General features: G+C 53.3%; 16 protein-coding genes and 2 riboswitches. Of the genes, 4 read left to right on the top strand and 12 right to left on the bottom strand.

Annotated elements, in window-relative coordinates; translation table 11 throughout:
• Positions 1-276: 276 nt before the first annotated feature.
• Both Q3F21_RS11390 and Q3F21_RS11385 read left to right on the top strand, forming a co-directional pair.
• Complete coding sequence (locus tag Q3F21_RS11390) at positions 277-969, top strand: TetR/AcrR family transcriptional regulator (protein WP_340252552.1); 693 nt, start codon at positions 277-279, stop codon at positions 967-969.
• On the top strand, positions 970-2,499 hold the full coding sequence (locus Q3F21_RS11385; protein WP_340252550.1) for an aldehyde dehydrogenase family protein: 1,530 nt from the start codon (positions 970-972) through the stop codon (positions 2,497-2,499). It abuts the gene before it with no gap.
• Between the two features lie 65 nt (positions 2,500-2,564).
• On the opposite strand, the gene ribH is transcribed toward Q3F21_RS11385, so the two are convergent.
• From ribH to Q3F21_RS11325, 12 genes are all read right to left on the bottom strand, one after another.
• Entirely contained in the window at positions 2,565-3,032 is a 468-nt protein-coding gene (ribH, locus tag Q3F21_RS11380; protein ID WP_425341245.1) for a 6,7-dimethyl-8-ribityllumazine synthase, read from the bottom strand.
• A gap of 3 nt (positions 3,033-3,035) precedes the next feature.
• On the bottom strand, positions 3,036-4,238 hold the full coding sequence (locus Q3F21_RS11375) for a bifunctional 3,4-dihydroxy-2-butanone-4-phosphate synthase/GTP cyclohydrolase II (RefSeq protein WP_340252546.1): 1,203 nt from the start codon (positions 4,236-4,238) through the stop codon (positions 3,036-3,038).
• A 14-nt stretch (positions 4,239-4,252) separates the two neighbouring features.
• A complete protein-coding gene (locus tag Q3F21_RS11370) occupies positions 4,253-4,912 on the bottom strand; it encodes a riboflavin synthase (RefSeq protein WP_340252788.1) in 660 nt (219 codons plus the stop codon).
• A 20-nt stretch (positions 4,913-4,932) separates the two neighbouring features.
• Complete coding sequence (gene ribD / locus Q3F21_RS11365) at positions 4,933-6,072, bottom strand: bifunctional diaminohydroxyphosphoribosylaminopyrimidine deaminase/5-amino-6-(5-phosphoribosylamino)uracil reductase RibD (protein WP_340252544.1); 1,140 nt, start codon at positions 6,070-6,072, stop codon at positions 4,933-4,935.
• 106 nt (positions 6,073-6,178) lie between these two features.
• A riboswitch (FMN riboswitch) is annotated at positions 6,179-6,328 on the bottom strand.
• A gap of 184 nt (positions 6,329-6,512) precedes the next feature.
• Positions 6,513-6,661, bottom strand: a riboswitch (FMN riboswitch).
• A gap of 85 nt (positions 6,662-6,746) precedes the next feature.
• On the bottom strand, positions 6,747-7,835 hold the full coding sequence (locus tag Q3F21_RS11360; protein WP_340252542.1) for an NAD(P)/FAD-dependent oxidoreductase: 1,089 nt from the start codon (positions 7,833-7,835) through the stop codon (positions 6,747-6,749).
• 177 nt (positions 7,836-8,012) lie between these two features.
• Positions 8,013-8,732: a sporulation protein YunB gene (gene yunB / locus Q3F21_RS11355; RefSeq protein ID WP_340252540.1), complete on the bottom strand. Its 720-nt coding sequence runs from the start codon at positions 8,730-8,732 to the stop codon at positions 8,013-8,015.
• Between the two features lie 93 nt (positions 8,733-8,825).
• Positions 8,826-10,100 (bottom strand): TRAP transporter large permease subunit, encoded by a 1,275-nt coding sequence (locus tag Q3F21_RS11350; RefSeq protein WP_340252538.1) that lies wholly within the window; start codon positions 10,098-10,100, stop codon positions 8,826-8,828.
• Positions 10,100-10,606, bottom strand: coding sequence for a TRAP transporter small permease (locus Q3F21_RS11345; protein ID WP_340252536.1), 507 nt, complete (start codon positions 10,604-10,606; stop codon positions 10,100-10,102). Before Q3F21_RS11345 ends, Q3F21_RS11350 begins: the two co-directional genes overlap by 1 nt.
• 34 nt (positions 10,607-10,640) lie before the next feature.
• Entirely contained in the window at positions 10,641-11,726 is a 1,086-nt protein-coding gene (locus tag Q3F21_RS11340; protein ID WP_340252534.1) for a DctP family TRAP transporter solute-binding subunit, read from the bottom strand.
• Positions 11,727-11,747: 21 nt separating this feature from the next.
• Entirely contained in the window at positions 11,748-12,659 is a 912-nt protein-coding gene (locus Q3F21_RS11335) for a hydroxymethylglutaryl-CoA lyase (RefSeq protein WP_340252532.1), read from the bottom strand.
• Complete coding sequence (locus tag Q3F21_RS11330) at positions 12,656-13,858, bottom strand: CaiB/BaiF CoA transferase family protein (protein WP_340252530.1); 1,203 nt, start codon at positions 13,856-13,858, stop codon at positions 12,656-12,658. Before Q3F21_RS11330 ends, Q3F21_RS11335 begins: the two co-directional genes overlap by 4 nt.
• Before the next feature lie 10 nt (positions 13,859-13,868).
• Positions 13,869-14,543, bottom strand: coding sequence for a GntR family transcriptional regulator (locus Q3F21_RS11325; protein ID WP_340252528.1), 675 nt, complete (start codon positions 14,541-14,543; stop codon positions 13,869-13,871).
• A gap of 301 nt (positions 14,544-14,844) precedes the next feature.
• On the opposite strand from Q3F21_RS11325, the gene istA reads away from it, so the two are divergent.
• Positions 14,845-16,836, top strand: coding sequence for an IS21 family transposase (gene istA, locus Q3F21_RS11320; protein ID WP_340252526.1), 1,992 nt, complete (start codon positions 14,845-14,847; stop codon positions 16,834-16,836).
• A gap of 1,280 nt (positions 16,837-18,116) precedes the next feature.
• Positions 18,117-18,287 carry a hypothetical protein gene (locus Q3F21_RS11315; RefSeq protein ID WP_340252524.1) on the top strand — a complete coding sequence of 57 codons (171 nt, stop codon included), beginning with the start codon at positions 18,117-18,119 and terminating at the stop codon, positions 18,285-18,287.
• The last annotated feature ends 7 nt before the right edge of the window (positions 18,288-18,294 follow it).

Here is an 18,294-nt window from a genome sequence, read left to right as displayed (position 1 = left end):
TAATCCTCAAGGTTCAAACTGCAAACTTCCTCAAAATCAGGGAATCAACTTTTTTCTGCTGTTCTTCCAGCATTTGATCAATTTCCCTGCTCACTCTCGCCTCTCTTTCATTGCGCGGCTCCCAAATAAAATTGGACGTCGGCGTACCGCGTACGCCGCCTGCGCTTACTGGCTTTCCCCAGGTTTTCTCTACTGCATTGACACATGAGTCATCCCTTTTATACAATCGAAGCAGAAAAAAATTGGACATTCGTCCAAAAAAGTTGGTGCTCACTGATGACTCGTTCTCCCCGCGTACAGGCAAAGGCAGAAGCAAAGCGGGCCCATTTGATCGAACAGGCGACTCGCTGCCTCGCCGAAAAGGGGTACGCCTCCGTCTCGCTCCGGGATATTGCCCGCGAATCAGGGGTCTCTCTCGGCATTTTGCACTATTACTTTGCCAGCAAGGAAGACCTGCTGCTTTCCGCCATCTCCAGCTACAAGGAAAGGTTTTTGCAGGAGCTGGAGGAAAAGCTTCTCTCCGGTCCTGCCGAAGGGTGGCAAAAGCGGCTGTCTTCGCTTCTGCACAAGGCTCTCACAGAAGACCGAAACCTCCACCGGCTCTGGTACGACCTGCAGGTGCAGGCGATGTACGTAGACGCCTTTCGCCAGCCCGTTCAGGAGATTCGCGAAAGACTTTATACGCTGATTGCGCGGATGCTGGAAAAATTGCATTCCGAGCACGAACAAAATGCCGAGCATGCGACGCAGGCAGCCGGCCGCGATACCAGATTGGATACACCTCGGGCAAACATGTCTGCCTGCCCGCCCGACTGGGTTCCCCTGCTCTACAGCGCATTGGACGGCATGTTTTTCCAGGCCCTGCTGGTGGAACCCGAGCAAGCGGACCAAATGATCGCCAGGCTGGATCACGAATTGTCCCGGCTGCTGGCTATGTTATGGAAAATCCCAAAGGACGAGGTGAAATAAATGGGTACTCTTACGCTAAAAAATCCGGCTACCGGAGAAGTGATGGGAACCCTGCAGGAAAGCGCTCCAGACGAGGTGCTCAAGGCCATGGAGCAGGCCAGGCAGGCATTTGTCCATTGGGGAAGCGCGCCCGTTTCCGCGCGGGTTCACTATCTTCGCAATCTTCGCCATTATTTGGTGGAGCAAGGCGAAGAGCTGGCGAGAAAAATCAGCGAAGCGACCGGCAAAGTGGCACTCGAAGCGTACATGACGGAGATTTTCGTCACAGCGGACACCATCCGCTACTATGAAAAACAGGCAGAACGCATGCTGGCGCCGCGCAGAGTACGGACACCGCTTGCGCTTTCTCCGAAAAAATCGTTTATTCACTACCAGCCGATGGGCGTCGTCGCCGTCATCTCCCCCTGGAACTATCCGTTTCAGCTGTCCGTCGTGCCGGTTATCTCGGCACTGATTGCAGGCAATACTGTCATTTTGAAGCCTTCCGAGGTAACCCCTTCAGTCGGCGTGCTGATCGAGGAACTGTTTCAAGCTGTACCCTGCCCGAAGCACATCGTCCAGGTGCTCCATGGAGGCGGAGAGATCGGGCGAGCGCTTGTGGCGGCGCGTCCGGACAAAATCTTCTTTACGGGGTCGGTTGCGACAGGGAAAAAGATCATGGCGCAGGCTGCGGAGCATTTGATCCCGGTAGAGTTGGAGCTGGGTGGGAAAGACCCGATGATCGTATTGGAGGACGCCCATCTCGAGCGAGCGGCAAACGGCGCTGTCTGGGGAGCCTTCACCAACTCCGGTCAAGTCTGCATGTCTGTCGAGCGCGTCTACGTTCATGAGCGCGTCTACCCGGAATTTCTTCGCCTGGTAAAAGAAAAGACGGCAGCCCTTCGCCATGGCTTTCCCGATCAGGCCGAAATCGGCTCGATGACCTCGCCGCAGCAGATCGGCATCGTTCGGCGACACGTAGAAGAAGCACTGGCCAAAGGGGCAAAGCTGGAGCTGGGCGGAAGCTTTTCCGAGAAGGACATGTTCCTGCCTCCCACGATCCTGACCGGCGTAACCCATGAGATGAAGATCATGCGGGAGGAAACATTCGGCCCGGTCCTGCCCATCATGACCTTTTCCACAGAGGAAGAGGCGATTCGCCTCGCCAATGATACCGCCTACGGCCTGAATGCCTCCGTCTGGTCGCAGGACAAGGCAAAAGCCAAAAGAATCGCCCTCCAGCTTGAGAGCGGCAATGTCTGCATCAACGACGTGATCGTCAGCTACGCCAATCCCAACCTTCCGTTCGGCGGCGTCAAGCAGAGCGGCATCGGGCGCTATCGCGGCCCTGAAGGCTTGCAAGCCTTTACCCACGCTGTTTCAGTCATCCACGATCCCGGCAAAAAGAAGCGCGAAATCAACTGGTATCCGTATACCGGGGAGCAGCAAACGCTGTTTGTCGGCTTGACCAAAGCCCTGTATGGCAAGGGACGCAAATGGAGCGGCCGGAATCTGCTCGCGGCCTGGCGTGAGTGGAAACGTCTGTTTTAGCCCAATAGCAAAGCGGGGGCACTGCGACTTTGCGCCTGCCCCCGCTCTGTTTTCCGTATAAAAGATCAAGCAAACTGACGGCTCAGATTCGCCATTTCGATAGCAGCCGATGCCGCTTCCCATCCCTTGTTGCCGGCCTTGGTCCCCGCCCGTTCGATCGCCTGCTCGATCGAGTCGGTCGTGAGCACGCCGAAAATAACGGGAATGCCTGTGGTCAGAGAGACGGACGCCACTCCTTTGGCGCATTCGCTGCACACGTAATCAAAATGCGGGGTGGAACCGCGGATGACCGCCCCCAAGGTCACGACGGCATCGTATTTGCCAGACTCAGCCAGCTTTTTGGCAATCAGCGGAATTTCAAAAGCGCCCGGCACCCAAGCGACTTCGACCGCATCTTCCTCAACGCCGTGTCTTTTCAGCGCATCGAGGGCGCCGCCTACGAGCTTGCTGACGATCAGCTCGTTAAATCTCCCCGCGACAATCCCGACGCGCAAGCCAGTTCCGATCAGATTTCCTTCCCACTGTTTCACAATCGCTCACTCCTTTGCAAACTGGAGCAGATGGCCCAGTTTATCCTGTTTTGTATGCAAATACTTTTCGTTTTCCGGATGCTCCGGCATTTGCAGCGGAACCCTTTCGGCGACTTCGAGTCCATAGCCGGAAAGGCCGCGAATTTTGCGCGGATTATTCGTCATCAGCCGCATCCGCCTTACTCCCAGATCGCGCAGAATCTGCGCCCCGATCCCGTAGTCGCGGAGATCGGCGGGAAATCCGAGCTTGTTGTTGGCTTCGACCGTGTCATAGCCTTGCTCTTGCAGCTGATAAGCCTTCAGCTTGTTGATCAGTCCGATGCCTCTGCCCTCCTGGCGCATGTAGAGGACAATCCCTCTCCCCTCTGCCTCGATCATACGCAGGGCGGCATGCAATTGCGGGCCGCAATCGCAGCGATGCGAACCGAATATGTCCCCGGTCAGGCACTCCGAGTGAACCCTCACGAGGGCTGGCTTGCCGCTGTCGATATCGCCTTTGACAATCGCGACATGCTCCTTGCCGTCCAGTTCATTGGTATAGGCGACGATGCGGAAATCTCCGTAGGCGGACGGCAGCTTGGCCTCTGCTTCACGCTTTACCAGTCTTTCATGCTTCATGCGGTACTCGATCAGGGAGGCGATCGTAATCAGTTTCAGATCAAACCGTCTGGCGATCTCGACCAGCTGCGGAAGGCGGGCCATCGTCCCGTCCTCGTTCATGATTTCGCAAATGACGCCAGCCGGCTTCACTCCGGCCAGACGGGCCAGATCGACTGCCGCTTCGGTATGTCCTGCCCGCCTCAGCACGCCCCCTGCTTTCGCGATCAGGGGAAAAATGTGTCCGGGCCTGCGAAAGTCGTCTGCGCCTTTGCTCTCGTCCAGCATGGACAGGACCGTATGAGACCGCTCATGCGCGGAAATGCCGGTATGCGTACCGCTCTCGTCGATGGAGACGGTGAAGGCGGTGCCCTGGCGATCCGTATTCGCTTTTACCATGGGAGTCAGCTTCAAGCGCTCCGCATGCTCTTCCGTTATCGGTACACAGATCAAACCGCGGCCGTGCATTGCCATAAAATTGATCATTTCCGGGGTCGCCGCTTCGGCCAGGCAGACGAAGTCCCCTTCATTTTCCCGCTCCTCGTCATCCACGACAATGACAGGACGGCCGCTGCGCAAAGCCTCTATCGCCTCTTCAATGGTATGAAACATGATGATCCCCCTCCTTAAGCAAAGCCGTGTTCCCGCAAAAAGGCCAGGTTCACGCCTGCTGATGCTTTTTGCTGCTCGCTCTGAATCCTGCCGGAAAGCAGCCTCTCCACGTATTTGGCGATCAGATCCGTCTCCAGATTGACGGGATCGCCGACCTGTTTGGCTTGCAGATTCGTTTGCTTGAGCGTATGCGGAATAATCGAAACAGACAGGCTTTCCTCGTCGACGTTCACTACAGTCAGACTGATTCCGTCTACCGTAATCGAACCGCGCGGCACCACGTATCGGAGCAGGTGCGGCTTAGCCTGGATCGAAAATCGCACCGCATTGCTGTCCGCTTTTTTGGAGAGGATGTTTCCCGTACCGTCTACGTGGCCGGATACCAGATGGCCGCCGAGGCGATCTCCGAGCCGCATCGCCCGCTCGAGATTGACCCCCATCCCCGGCCTCAACGCGGACAAGGCCGTCACCCGCCACGTCTCCGGCATCACATCCGCCTGAAAGCGATTCGCGGAAAACGAGGCGACTGTCAGACAAACGCCGTTGACGGAAATGCTGTCTCCCAAGCGAACATCCTGCAAAACGGTCGAGGCCCGTATCGTCAGCCTGCTGGACTGGTCGGCCACCGCGACGGCTTCCACTGTGCCCACTTCTTCAATCAATCCGGTAAACACGGCTATCCCTCCGTTCATTTTCAACCGTTTGTCCTGCTGTACGGCTCATCGATGGCCCTATCCGGCCATACAGGATAGCCGGTGATGCATAAATCATTCCCTCCGATTGGCTCAACCTCTACCTCCGCCAGGGAGATGGCTTCCTCCATTTGGGCTGCACCCAGACCACCGTATGGCGCGGGCGCCCCCTGACCGCCGATCAGCTTGTAAGAGAGAAAATGCACGACCTTTTGAATGGCGCGGGCCTGTAAAAACGAGCCGTTGACCGCTGCCCCGCCCTCGACAAGCAGGGAAGCGATCCCTCTTCCTCCCAGCTCCGCAAGCACCGCGTCTATCGTCACGCGCCCTTCCAGTCTTGCAATCTCGGCACCGAGTCTCTCAAGCTCTTTTTGCCTGTCGGCAGGAGCGTCATGCGCTGCAAAAACAAGCGTTGGCGCTTTGCCGTCCCGTATGACTCGGGCTTCCAAAGGGGTCCGAAGCTGACTGTCCAGGATGACCCGCAGCGGCTGTTTTCCTCTGGCTAAACCCTGATGGCGGGCAGTGAGCTCCGGATCGTCTGCCAAGACTGTCCGGACCCCGACCAAAATCGCATCGTTCTCCCGGCGCAGCTGGTGCACGCGGCTGCGGGCCTCTTCGCCCGTAATCCAGCGGCTGTGCCCCGTATGCGTAGCGATTTTCCCATCCAGCGAAGCCGCCGTCTTGACGGTCACGAACGGTTTTTTCGTAGTGATGTAATGGAAAAAGACTTCGTTTGCTCTCCTCGCCTGGGCTTCGCCAACTCCCACTATCACCTCAATGCCCGCTTGTCTGAGGCGGGCAATTCCTGTTCCCGCGACGAGCGGATTCGGGTCAGCCACGGCCACCACTACCCGCTTGATCCCGGCTTCTATGATGGCATTCACGCAAGGCGGGGTTCTTCCATGATGACTGCAAGGCTCCAACGTGACGTACAGGACAGCGCCCTTCGTGTGATCCCCGGCCATCCGCAGCGCGTGCACCTCCGCATGCGGCTCGCCCGCTTTTACGTGGGCCCCCATACCGACAACAGCTCCATCCCGGACGACGACGGCTCCCACCAACGGATTGGGATTCGTTTGTCCTCTTGTGGCCTTCGCGAGCTCCAGTGCCAGCGACATGTACGTCAAGTCATTCCCGGACATGAGTTTCTCTCTCCTTCCCAATGAAAAATGCCCTCGAAGCAAGCTTCAGGGCATGGGGAAAGAAGCCTTTTGTCTTTCTGTTTTTTCACAGAGAAACAATGGCTGCACGTACCTTCTCCCATCCGGACTTTACCGTCGGCCTTGGAATTGCACCAAGTCAGTCGCACATGGCATCCACCACGGGCGAGTCGCGGGCTCAGACGAAAGCTGCGTCATTACCGCCGGTCGGGAATTTCACCCTGCCCTGAAGGTTCTCTATTCAATTCCTGCGAAAACACCGTTTTCACCCACGGCCTGAAGGCACCGCTCGGCATGCCTTTTTTTCGTTATCGCGAGAGGAGCCACCACCCTTTCCCAATAAAAAATGCCCTCGAAAAAATTTCAGGGCATAGAAGAAGAAGCCTTTCGCGCTCCGTTTTTGAAACAAAGCGAAAGACTGCGACCACCTTCTCCCATCCGGACTTTACCGTCGGCCTTGGAATTGCACCAAGTCAGTCGCACATGGCATCCGCCATGGGCGAGTCGCGGGCTCGGACGTGCGTTCGTCATCACCGCCGGTCGGGAATTTCACCCTACCCTGAAGGTTGGATATTCAGTTGCTTGCATTATAACACGTTTTTTTACAAGCACTACACTTTTTTATTGGAAGCGGGCAATATCCTCCATGACGGCATCTACCGCTTTTTCATCCACGGTCGCAGGACAAAAGCGAGCCAGGGCAAAACATCGAAAGATTTGCTCTGTAGAGCGCTCTCTCCCCACCTGCTTCCCAAAAGAGGGATGATTCTGTCAAAATCTTTATTTTCCAGCCTCCCCATTGCCCTCCGTAAGACCAGTGAATTCTCGTAGCTGCGCCGCAAGGGTTTCGTCAATTCTTCATAAGCGCCCTTGCCGCATATGTCGTGGGCCGCATATATGCCTGTCAACAGCGCCGCGAATTGTCCAAATCCCAAGAAGGGCATCATCGCGCCAAAGCAGTTTCCCACAAAAAACGTATTGCCGATCCTCGCTCTATGACAGATGCCGATCGGGTATCCGGTAACATGAAAGTGACTGGTAATCCTGAGCGGCTGCTGCAGATCCCGGCAAACCCGCTCGCAAAATGCGCCCCAGCGCTCGTCGACGTCAAGCTGGTCATTCTCGGGATCATCGGGGTAAGCCATGACCAGGTTCGCTTCCGTGTCCGAAAGCGGGAGCAAATAGCCGTATCCCTTTGCCATATAACTGTAATCCAGCCATGCACAAGGTGTATATCTGTCAAAGCGTCCCTTTACCATTGCACCCTTTAGCGACACTGTCAGGTCTGCCTGGAAGTTATGCATTTTCATGGCGTACTCCCCGTCTCCCGTGGCGACTACCACATGCGTGTACTCCATCAGCAATTCTTCGTAAGTCGCTTTGGACCGGTAATGGATCGTGCTTTTTACCTGCTGGCCCAACTGCATTTCAAAAGCATGCTCATGTCTGCCCCGGTAATTGACAAATCCCATGCTTCCTTCGATTTCCGCTTTTTTGCTCGGCGAGAACACAAGCATCTTTTGGATGCTAGCTGTCGGCTTGAGATAAATGCCATGTTTCTCCGCGAAAAAGGCAACCGGGTCAGTTATCGGTTTGTGCAAAAGGGAGAGCAGGGACTCGCCGTTGACAAAGCGGTCGCCTAATCGCTCTCTCTTTTCGAAGACTGCCGGCGATATTCCGTGCTTTTCCAGTGTGATCGCGCAGGCCAAGCCTGACAGACCTGCGCCCATAATCGCAACCTTCACGCTTTCATCATCCGTTCCTCTGTTTTTCTACATTCTTGACGAACGGACGCCTTTTATTCACTTTTATTGCCTTCTTTTTTCCTTCATGCCTCTATCTCTCCCGGATTACATGAACGAGCACTTCCCGCGGTAACGAGAAGTGCTCGTTGTTGTCGCCGCCGCTTGCTCCCTGGCTCTCTACGGTTTGCTGGGGGCTTCTTCCAGCCTGGGCACATCCGGCTTGCCGTCTGGATTGTTGTACAAGTACTGAGGCACATCGCCAATGATCAGCGAATGGGTAATGGGAATTTTCGTCGTAATCGTCTTCTGGTCGGTGGCAAAAGGAATGACAATGCGCAAGTCTACTTCGACGAAGATGTAGACGGTCGCCAGCACCATGTTGATGCCGGCCTCGGTCAATTCCGTCTCCAGCTTCGTCTTTACGGAACCGATCGGCACAAACGTGACCGGCAAATCCGGACCCATCTGCGCCAAAAAACTGCTCCCTGTCACCAGGCCCAAAGGGATATAGCGATCGACCTTTTCTTCCTCGAATTCCCTCAGCCTGTTCTGTACGCGGGAAGTGGTCTCCCCCACGATCCTCGCATACTCCTTGAAGTTGAACTGGTACGCCTGGATTCTCCCCTCATTGTCTTTCTCGATCTTGACGATCTGGTTGAAGTCTACGCCTTGCTGGGCGATCCGTTTCGTAACCGCATCCGTAATCGCTTGCTTGGCCAGTTGCTCGGCTTTTTGGGATGCGAGAATCTTCAACGTCGGTTCCAGGCGCTTTTCGATAAAAAACAGAAATTGAATGCTCATCGCCAAAAAAATGACCAGTGCGATAAAAAACGCTTTCGAACGAGAAAGCGGGTTCCTCCACCGCCGACGGGGTCGAAACACGGCCACGCCCGTCACCTCCCAGTTGGTACATCCTATGGCTGGGAAGCGCAAAAAATACGTGGACAAAAAATCCTCTGAACCCGGATCGGGACAGAGGATTTCCGCTCGTTATTTTACGCCGTCGATAAACCCGAGCGACAACCACGGGAAGACAGCCAGCAGCACAATAAACAGAACCATGATCATCGCATACGGCGCGGCGCCCCGAACGATTGTCGATATCGGCGACGACGGGTCTACGCCTTTGAGCACGAACAGGTTGAGTCCGACCGGTGGCGTAATCAACGCAAGCTCCATGTTGACGACCATGATGATCGCAAACCAGATCGGATCGAATCCCAGTGCCGTAATGATCGGATACAAGATCGGCAGCGTAATGACGAGGATGGATACCGTCTCCAGAAAGCAGCCCAAAACGAGCAGCAGGATATTGATCAGGATGAAGACGACCCATTTGGAAACCGGCAGACTTGTTGCCATTTCGGTCATGGCCTGCGGGATTTGCAGCGATGTCAGGATAAAGCCAAACAGCATCGCGCCCACGATGATGAACAAGATCATCGCATTGGTCGCAACCGTCGAGAGCAATATTTTCTTGATGTTGTCCCAGGACAGGCTGCGATAGACAAGTCCGGCTACGAGTGCGCTGAAGACTACACCGGCAGCAGCCGCTTCTGTCGGGGTAAAGATACCAGAGTAGATGCCGCCAATGATCAGTACAGGCATCATCAGACCCCAAACCGCTTTGCGTGTTCCTTGCCAGCGCTCTGACCAGGTCGCTGGCGCCTCCTTGATGTGTCGCATTTTCCAGGAGGCGTATCCCATGAAGATCAGCAGCAGCAAGATCCCCGGAAGGACACCGGCGATGAACAGCTTTCCGACAGATTCGCCAGTGACTGAGCCGTAAATGATCATCGGCACGCTCGGCGGAATCAGGATACCCAAGGTTCCTCCCGCAGCGAGCAGGCCGAGCACCGCCTTTTTGTCATACCCGCGAGCCGTCATCTCGGGAATCGCCACCATCCCGATCGTGACCGCAGTCGCGACGCTGGAGCCGGAAATCGCGGCAAAAATGCCGCAGCACACCAGCGTCGCCAAGGCGAGACCGCCGGGCAAGTGGCGCAGCCAGCGGCTTGCCATCTCATACAGCTCCTTGCCGACTCCGCTAAACAAAAGGATTTGACTCATCAGCACGTACATTGGCAAGGCGCTCATCGTGAAATCATCCAGTGCCTTGTACGCAATGATCGGGACTTGAGAAAGCCCGAGAGCCCCTCCATTAAACCAGTACATGCCGATTGCCGCCAGCACCGCGAGGGTGAAGGCGACCGGCACCCCGACCAGCATCAGCGTGGCCATCCCGCCCGCAAAAAACAGTCCCATTACGCCTCGCCTCCTTCCTGTCCGCGCATGTAGTCAACCAGCTGCAAAAGGAAGGCGAGACCAAGCAGCACGCCGCCGATTGGCAACAGCATTTCCGGAATGTACAGCGGGATTTGCAGCAGCGAAGCGGAGGTGAACCCCAGCTCCATCGACTGTTGGACGTGCTCCCAGCTGAAATAGGAGAACACCAAGCTGAACAAAAAACCGATCAGCGCCGATACGATCAGCATCCAGCGGCGCACGGACACAGGTACGTTGTGCAGCACCAAGTCCACCTTGATATGTGCGTCCACCCGAACTGCGTAAGCGGCGCCGATGAAGCAGCTCCCCATGATCGCATAGATGGTAAGCTCGGTGGCCCAAATCGTCGGCGCGTTAAAAAGAGAGCGGGAGACGATCTCGTAAAAGGTCATCCCCGTTGCCAATACGATAAAAATACCGGCGATCATTCCCCCGCACTTGATCAGACGGTCGATCCAGCCGTACAACAATTGAAAAAATTTCATGCAAACGTCTCCTCTTTGCTCCTTGCCTCAGGCTTTACTTGATGTTTTGGAGATCTTCGAGCAATTCCTTGCCCAAGTCGCCGGCGGTTTTCAGATACTCATCCCAGGCTGGCTTCGCCGCTTCCTTCCATGCGGGCAGCTCCGCTTCTGGCACTACGTAGACTTCCATGCCTTTTTTCTTCAATTCATCGGCAGTCGCCTTGTCTTCGGCCTCAGCCTGCTGGCGAATCCAGTCTTCCGTCTCCTTGGCTGTAGAAGTCAGCAGCTCCTGTGTTTTTGGCGGCAGCGCATCCCAGTACTTCTTGTTGACGGCCAGCACGAACTCCAGATAAGCGTAGTTGACCACAGTCAAGTATTTCGAAACTTCGTCGTATTTGCGCTGCACCATCGCTGTCGTACCAGAAGTCGCGCCGTCAATCGTCTTGCGCTGCAGAGCCATGTAAACCTCGCCGGCCCCCATGAAGACCGGAGCCGCGCCGTACGCCTGGATCATCACCGAAGGAATGTGCCCGATACTGCGAATCTTCAAACCTTGGAAGTCTTGCGGCTTGGTCAACGGCCGCGCGCTGTTGGCAAATTGCGCGTACCCATAGTCCGCGAACAGCAATACCTTGGCGCCCTTCTTCTCCATTTCCGCATTCAGCTTTTCGCCGACCGTCCCGGACAGCGCTTTCCCCGCCAACTCGTACGAGGTCGGGAGCGCGAACGGAACGTCGAACAGCCCCATTGCCGGAACTACGGATGCCCACAGCGTCGTAGAGTTGACGCCCATTTCCACGCCGCCGGTCAAAATCGCCTGGTTCATTTCTTTGTCACTCAGCAGCTGGCCCGCGGGATATACCTGGACTTTGACTTTGCCTCCTGAGCGCTCCGTGACCTTTTTGGCGAACTCCTCGATTCCCTTGGAAATATGGTGATCCTGCGGCAGGTTGTAAGCGAGACGGATCGTCGCTTCCTGGTATTCGTCCGTGGCGGCTGCCGTTCCGCCTTGCGAGCTGCCTGCTGCGGGCGCGCTTCCGCCGCCTCCTGCTCCGTTTTGCGCAGGAGCTCCCCCGCAGCCTGCCAAAAGCCCCCCCAACAAGCTGATTGTCGTCAGTACTCCTATCCATTTCTTCTTCATTGTCGAAAACCTCCCTATCGATTAAAAGCGAATCGTCGACTGATCTTTCTTTTCTACGAGACGGATGCGCCCCAGCGGCATTCTCATTGACAGGCTGACAGCATACTCGGAAGCGTCTAAAAGTTTTGAAAATTCAATCCCTGTTTTTACCTTCATCCGCTCAAACATGTACACGACGTCCTCCGTCGCCACATTGCCTGCCGCGCCCGGAGCAAACGGACAGCCTCCCAAGCCCCCTGCGGCCGTCTCAAACGTCCGGATGCCGGCTGTGTACGCTGCATACGTATTGGTCAAGGCCAGACCGCGCGTGTCGTGGAGATGAAGAGACAATCGCTCACGGCCCACTGCCTTGACCAGGCGATCGCAGAGCGCGTACACTTCATCCGGCACGGCGATGCCGATCGTGTCGGCGATGCTGATCTCTCCCGCTCCCGCATCGAGCGACTGCTCGGCGAGGCCCACCACGACATCTGGATCCACTCTTCCCGCAAACGGGCAGCCAAAGCTGGTCGCAATGGAAAACCTGAGCAAGCGTCCAGCTTCGTTGGCCATCGGCACCAGCTCGCGGAACGCTTCCAGGTTTTCCTCAATCGTCTGGTTGATGTTGGCTTTGTTAAAAGCCGGACTCGCCGAGGTTACCCAGTTGATTTCGCCAAGCGCATGGCCAGCTGCTCGATCATACCCCTTCCGGTTGGGAACCAAGGCGCTAAACGACACATGAGGAATATCCGCGAGCGATTTCGCAATCTCTTCGGCATCCGCCATCTGCGGGACGCGCTTCGGGTGGACAAACGAAGTCGCTTCGATCCTTGCCAAGCCAGCGTCAGCCAGCATACGGATCAATTGCTGCTTTTTCTCAGTCGGGATAAATCCCGCCTCATTTTGCAACCCGTCACGCGGCCCTACTTCCAGAATGGTAACATCTCTCGTCATATGGCTCTCTTCTCCTTCAGCATGGCCAATACAGCCGGGTCCAGCTGGAGCAGCTTTCCGAAAATCTCCTCGTTATGCTCTCCCAGAGAAGGCCCTACCCACTCATGGGTACCCGGTGTTTCTGACAGCTTGGGCACTACGCCCGGAAAGAGCACCTTTTCGCCGTCCGGCAGGTCAATCTCTTCCACCATGCCGCGCTCCCGATAATGCTCGTCCTGGACGATCTCCTCGATGCTGTAGATCGGCCCGACGGGAACAGCAGCCTCGTCCAGCAACCGCTGCGCTTCCTTGAGCGTATGCCGCTTTGTCCATTCCTCGATCACCTGATCGATGTAGGCGACATCTTCCGCCCGTCCCTGATTGTTCGCGTAACGCGGATTTTCCGCCACATCGCTTCGTCCGATCGCATGCATCAGCCGTTTGAAAATGCTGTCACCGTTCGCTCCGATTACGATGTACTTCCCGTCTGCGCACAAATACGTGTTGGAAGGTGCGATTCCCGGAAGCGTGCTCCCAGTTCTCTCGCGGACCAGCCCTTTCAGGTCGTATTCCGGCAGGACGCCCTCGAGCAGACTGAATACGGCTTCATAAAGCGCCACGTCAACCAACTGTCCCTTTTTCTCCGGTGATTTGTCTCTTGCTTGCAAGGCCATCATCCCGCCTATCACGGCGTACAGCCCTGCGGTCAGATCGCCGATGGCGACACCTACTCGCACTGGCGGCAGCTCGGGGTAGCCGGTCAGGTAGCGCAGACCGCCAATCGCCTCTGCCACGCTTCCAAAGCCGGGTTTATGGCGATACGGGCCTGTTTGCCCATAGCCCGAAATCCTCACCATGATCAAGCCGGGATTCAGTTCGCTGAGAACGTCGTACCCGATCCCCCACTTCTCCAGCGTGCCGGGCCGGAAGTTCTCAACGATGATGTCCACTTCCCGGGCCAGAGAGCGGATAATCTCCTGCCCTTCCTCCAAACGCATGTCTACCGTGATCGATTTTTTGTTGCGGGCCTGCACATACCACCAGACAGAGGTGTCGTTGTGCATCGTCCGCCAGTTGCGCAAGGGATCCCCCGTTCCAGGGGCTTCCACCTTGATTACTTCCGCGCCGAATTCAGCGAAAATTTTACCGGCAAACGGCGCGGCCACAAGCGTCCCCAGCTCCAGGACACGTACGCCTTGCAGCGGCTTCGTCGTAGTCATTGGCCCCTCCTTATTGGTTTTCTTGTTGTTTGCGATTGGCTGCCATGCACAGCTCAAAGTCGCGGGTGATGTGCTCTGTCATTCTCGCTTTCGCTTCTTCCCCATCCTGCCGGGCGATAGCTTCCACGATCGCCTGATGCTCGGAAATGACCGTTTCCGGCCTGCGAGGATGCACCTCCAGGATGGCGTTGCGGTAAAACGAGATCAAAACCTTCAGTTCATTCATGATTTTGGTCAGGTACGGGTTCTTGCTCGCTTCCGAAACGCGCTGGTGAAACGCGAAGTTCAGCTCATGCGTGCGTCGAGAGTCATGCGGGTAGGTCAGTTCCTTCATCCGTTCCAATAGATCCCGAAGCTCGCTGATCTCTGCCTCAGTCCTCCGTTCGGCGGCAAACATGGCTGCTGTCGGCTCCAGACTTAAGCGACACTCGTACAAATAAGTAAAGTCCTCCAGTGTGGGCTGGTAGACGGTAACTCCTCCCTGCGCCTGAACGATAACTAAGCCGTCCTTTTCCAGACGGCGAATGGCTTCTCGAATCGGGCTGCGGCTCACACCAGTCTCTTCGCAAAGCCGCTCTTCAATCAGCCGCTGACCCGGGGTGAGGCCGCCAAACAGTATCTGTTCCCGCAAATACTCGTACACCTGGGACTGGAGCGTCTCACTCCGTTTGATCATTTTGGCCATTTTGCTAAACCCACCCCAACCATGAATACTGTATGCTGTATACAAAGATGTTTTTTAAATAGTAATATAATTGTAAAAAGAGTGTCAATTATGTTTGTGATGCATATGAAGTGGATTGTTACTCTTTCCATATACTCATCTATTACCTAAAACGGTGCAACAAATTTAAGAGTATCCCTGGAAGTTGCAGTTAACTAGGAAGGCAAGACTATTGTGAATGCTAATCTAATTATTGACCACCTGAGCGCCTCTTTCCTGTATCTTGAAGTTGACGAGACAACAAGATATAGGAGGAAAGGAAATGCTTCAGATGGCTAATTATGAATTTATCAGGAAACAACACATTCTGCTAGGAAAGCCGATTCGGCAAATTTCTCGCGAAACCGGTTATTCCCGTCAAGTTATACGAAAAGCCTTGAAATCCACTGAAATCCCTGTGTATCGGCTTTCAAAACCGAAGCCCAAACCAGTCATTGATTCCGTCCAATCCATCATCTTGGAATGGCTGCGTCAAGATGAACAAGCTCCTCCAAAGCAGCGTCATTCTGCCAAACGCATCTACCAGAGACTCGTCGATGAGTATGGATTCACCGGCGGCGAATCTACGGTACGTCGTTACGTCAGGCAACTAAGGGTCTCTCCTCCAAAAGCTTTTGTCCCCCTCGACTTCCCGCCAGGGAAATTTGCTCAATTTGACTGGGGGGAGGTTACCGTTCTTTTACAGGGCAAGCAGGTAAAGGTCCAAGTCTTTTGTATGCGTTGTGCGTACAGCAGAAAGATTTTTGTCAAAACATTCTTTCATCAAAAGCAAGAGGCTCTTCTTCAAGGGCATGTCGATGCCTCTGCATTTCTCGGTGCTGTTCCTCAGGTCGTCACCTATGACAACCTAACAACAGCTGTAAAAAAGGTTCTAGAAGGCAAAAATCGCGAGGAGCAAGAAAGGTTTGTCCAACTTCGTGCTCACTACCTGTTCGATAGCTATTTCTGTGACCCGGGAAAAGGTCATCCAAAAGGCCAAGTCGAAAATCTCGTAAAATTTGTTCAGAAGCAATTCTTTACTCCAGTACCTAACATCTCTTCTCTCGAGGAGCTAAATCAAATTCTTCTTGAAAAGTGTATCTCTTACGAGACAACCAATGTCCCGAGGTTCTCCCTAACCGTTGGAGAAGCGTTTGCACTGGAGCAACAGCTCATGTTGCCATTACCTTCAAGACCGCTGGATTGTTGCCGTATTGTATCCGTGAAAAGTAATTCCCTGTCTATGATTCACTTTGAGAAAAATGCCTATTCCGTTCCCGTTTCTCACGCATCTACCGAGCTTTCCTGTCGAGTGTTTACTGAACGGATTGAGGTTTACCACGGCAAAAATTTGATTGCTACACATGAGCGATGCTTGGAAAAGGGAAAAGAGCTTTTGCAATACGATCATTACTTGGATTTGCTTCTTACTCGCCCAGGTGCGGTTTTATACGCCAGACCTTTGCATCAGGCAGGGTTTCCCCCGATTTACCAACGGTTTCTGGACAAGTGCAGATATCGACCAGGAGGAACGAAAGAATTCGTCAGACTCTTGTTACTGCATCGCGAATTCGATGCTTCTCTTGTGGAAGAAACACTGGGTGAAGCTTGTCAAAAAGGGATGTTTCAGTATGATGCCGTAAGGCAATTGTTGTTTCAGCGGACATTACCGGAACATCGCCTCCCCCGACTCACGTTGACCGAGGATGGCTCTGTTCCACATATTCAAGTAAAAGCCCCTGATCTTAGCCAGTATAATCGTTTGTTACAAAAAAGGAGTGTGAAACCTAAGCTGTTACAACTTGCTCGCTGTGAGTACATCGAAAAGGCAGAGAACATCATGTTTATCGGAAACTCCGGTACGGGTAAGACGCATCTCTCCATTGCTCTCGGAAAAGAGGCTTGTCATCAGGGCTATTCTGTACAGTTTTGGACAGCGGCTAAAATATGTAACGAACTGATAGAAGCGCAGTCCCAAAAACGAATTCTCCAGTTGGGGAAACAATGGTTAAAAACGGATTTGATCATTTTAGATGAAGTAGGATTTGTTCCCCTCAGTAAAACGGGGGCGGAGTTATTGTTTCAATTTTGTGCAGCCCGCTATAAGAAAGGCAGCATGATCATCACCAGTAATCTCGAGTTTACGGATTGGACACAGATTTTTAAAGATGAACAAATGACAGCAGCTTTGGTTGATAGGCTTACACATCGTGCTCATATCTTTGCCATGAATGGGGACAGCTATCGTTTTAAGCAAAGTATTCAAAGATCGTGATCATGAAAAAGTTACCCACCCGCCGGGTGGATTGATTTTTGCAAAGGTGGTCAATTTTTTGATGAGCACGGTGGTCAACATTTTGATTGACATTCACATCTTCCGATGTAAAGGCTGTAACAAGCTATACACCAAGTCCAGGAGAGTTTCGCGAACTCGAAACCGAGAATGATAAACTGAAGAAATTTACTGAGAATAGGATTTGGAAATTGCAATCCTCCGTGATCTTGTAAAAAAGATGAACCCAGCTTATCGGACAAAATGGAAATAGCCGACAAATGGATACAGCTGGGGTATACAACCAAAATAGTGCTACGTATTGTCGGCATCCTTGAAGCAACCTACTATTACCGCAAGAACAAAACTGTTCAAGAACCGCGTGTTTATCCGTGTTTATCACAGAGGTCGACCTGTCCCTGGTTATTCGTTGTCAAAGGATGGCCGGCCAATCTCCGACGAACAAATCAAACAATGGTTATCCGAACTGATTACTGCTGAGAAAGCTGCTTATGGATATCAAAAGCTAACCGTATGCCTTCGGCAAAACCACCAACTGATAATCAACAAGAAAAAATACCGCTTGTTGAAAGAAGAAAAACTCTTACAACCGCAACGCCCCCAAAAAAGTAGCATCCTCGAAAGCTCGCCAATAACCGCGAAATTACGCCTCCGAATCAATTGTGGGAAGTAGACGTCAAATATGGCTTTATTGTCGGGGAGCATCGTTTCTTTTTCCTCAAGGGCTCATCGACGTTTATGATCGAGCGATCGTGGACTTGCTTTTTTACAATCAACGCCGGATACATGGCAGTTTGTATGACTTATCACCCATAGAATTCAGCAAGACTCTTGCACTGCACCGTGTAAAACCATTTATCGTGAAAGTTTAGCTAGACAGCGAAGCACACGAAACCTTTTTTCAACTTGGTAGTCAAGCAGGACAGGAAAAGTCTGGGGTCAAGCATACCCCTTGACGCTAGACTTTTCCTGTCCTGCACTCAAGGCGGGATAAAAGAAGAGTCCTATGAAAATGCGAGTATAAGAGAGATTGACTCAAATTTTGAGGGGTTAAACCGGTGTTGTTTATTAAAGGCAGTTATTCTAAAGGATTAATTTCACCAGTTTTAAGCGACATGTATGATGGCTATTACATTTCCCCAGATCCATTTAAAGTAAAATATTTTAAAATGTTAAATTTTTGTGTCTTACAAATTTCGACATATTTCTCGAGTTTTTTACATTATTGTAAAAGAGTATTATAGAGAAGGAAGGAGAAAACGATGAAACTTTTTAAGAAGCTTTTAGTTCCTGTACTAACAATTTCTTTGCTTTTACCCACATTATACTCATCTTCAACTATCTCAGCAGAAGAAAAAATTGACTTTGAGAATTTACCGATTCAGCTTGCTGAGGGCGTAAGCTTGGAAGAACTCGCCGAGGTTCCTTTTTAGCCCCTCA

The sequence above is a fragment of the Brevibacillus borstelensis genome, assembly GCF_037834415.1.
GTDB lineage: Bacteria > Bacillota > Bacilli > Brevibacillales > Brevibacillaceae > Brevibacillus > Brevibacillus borstelensis_A.
The sequence above is the reverse complement of the archived record's forward strand: the minus strand, read 5'-3'. Positions and strand labels throughout refer to the sequence as shown.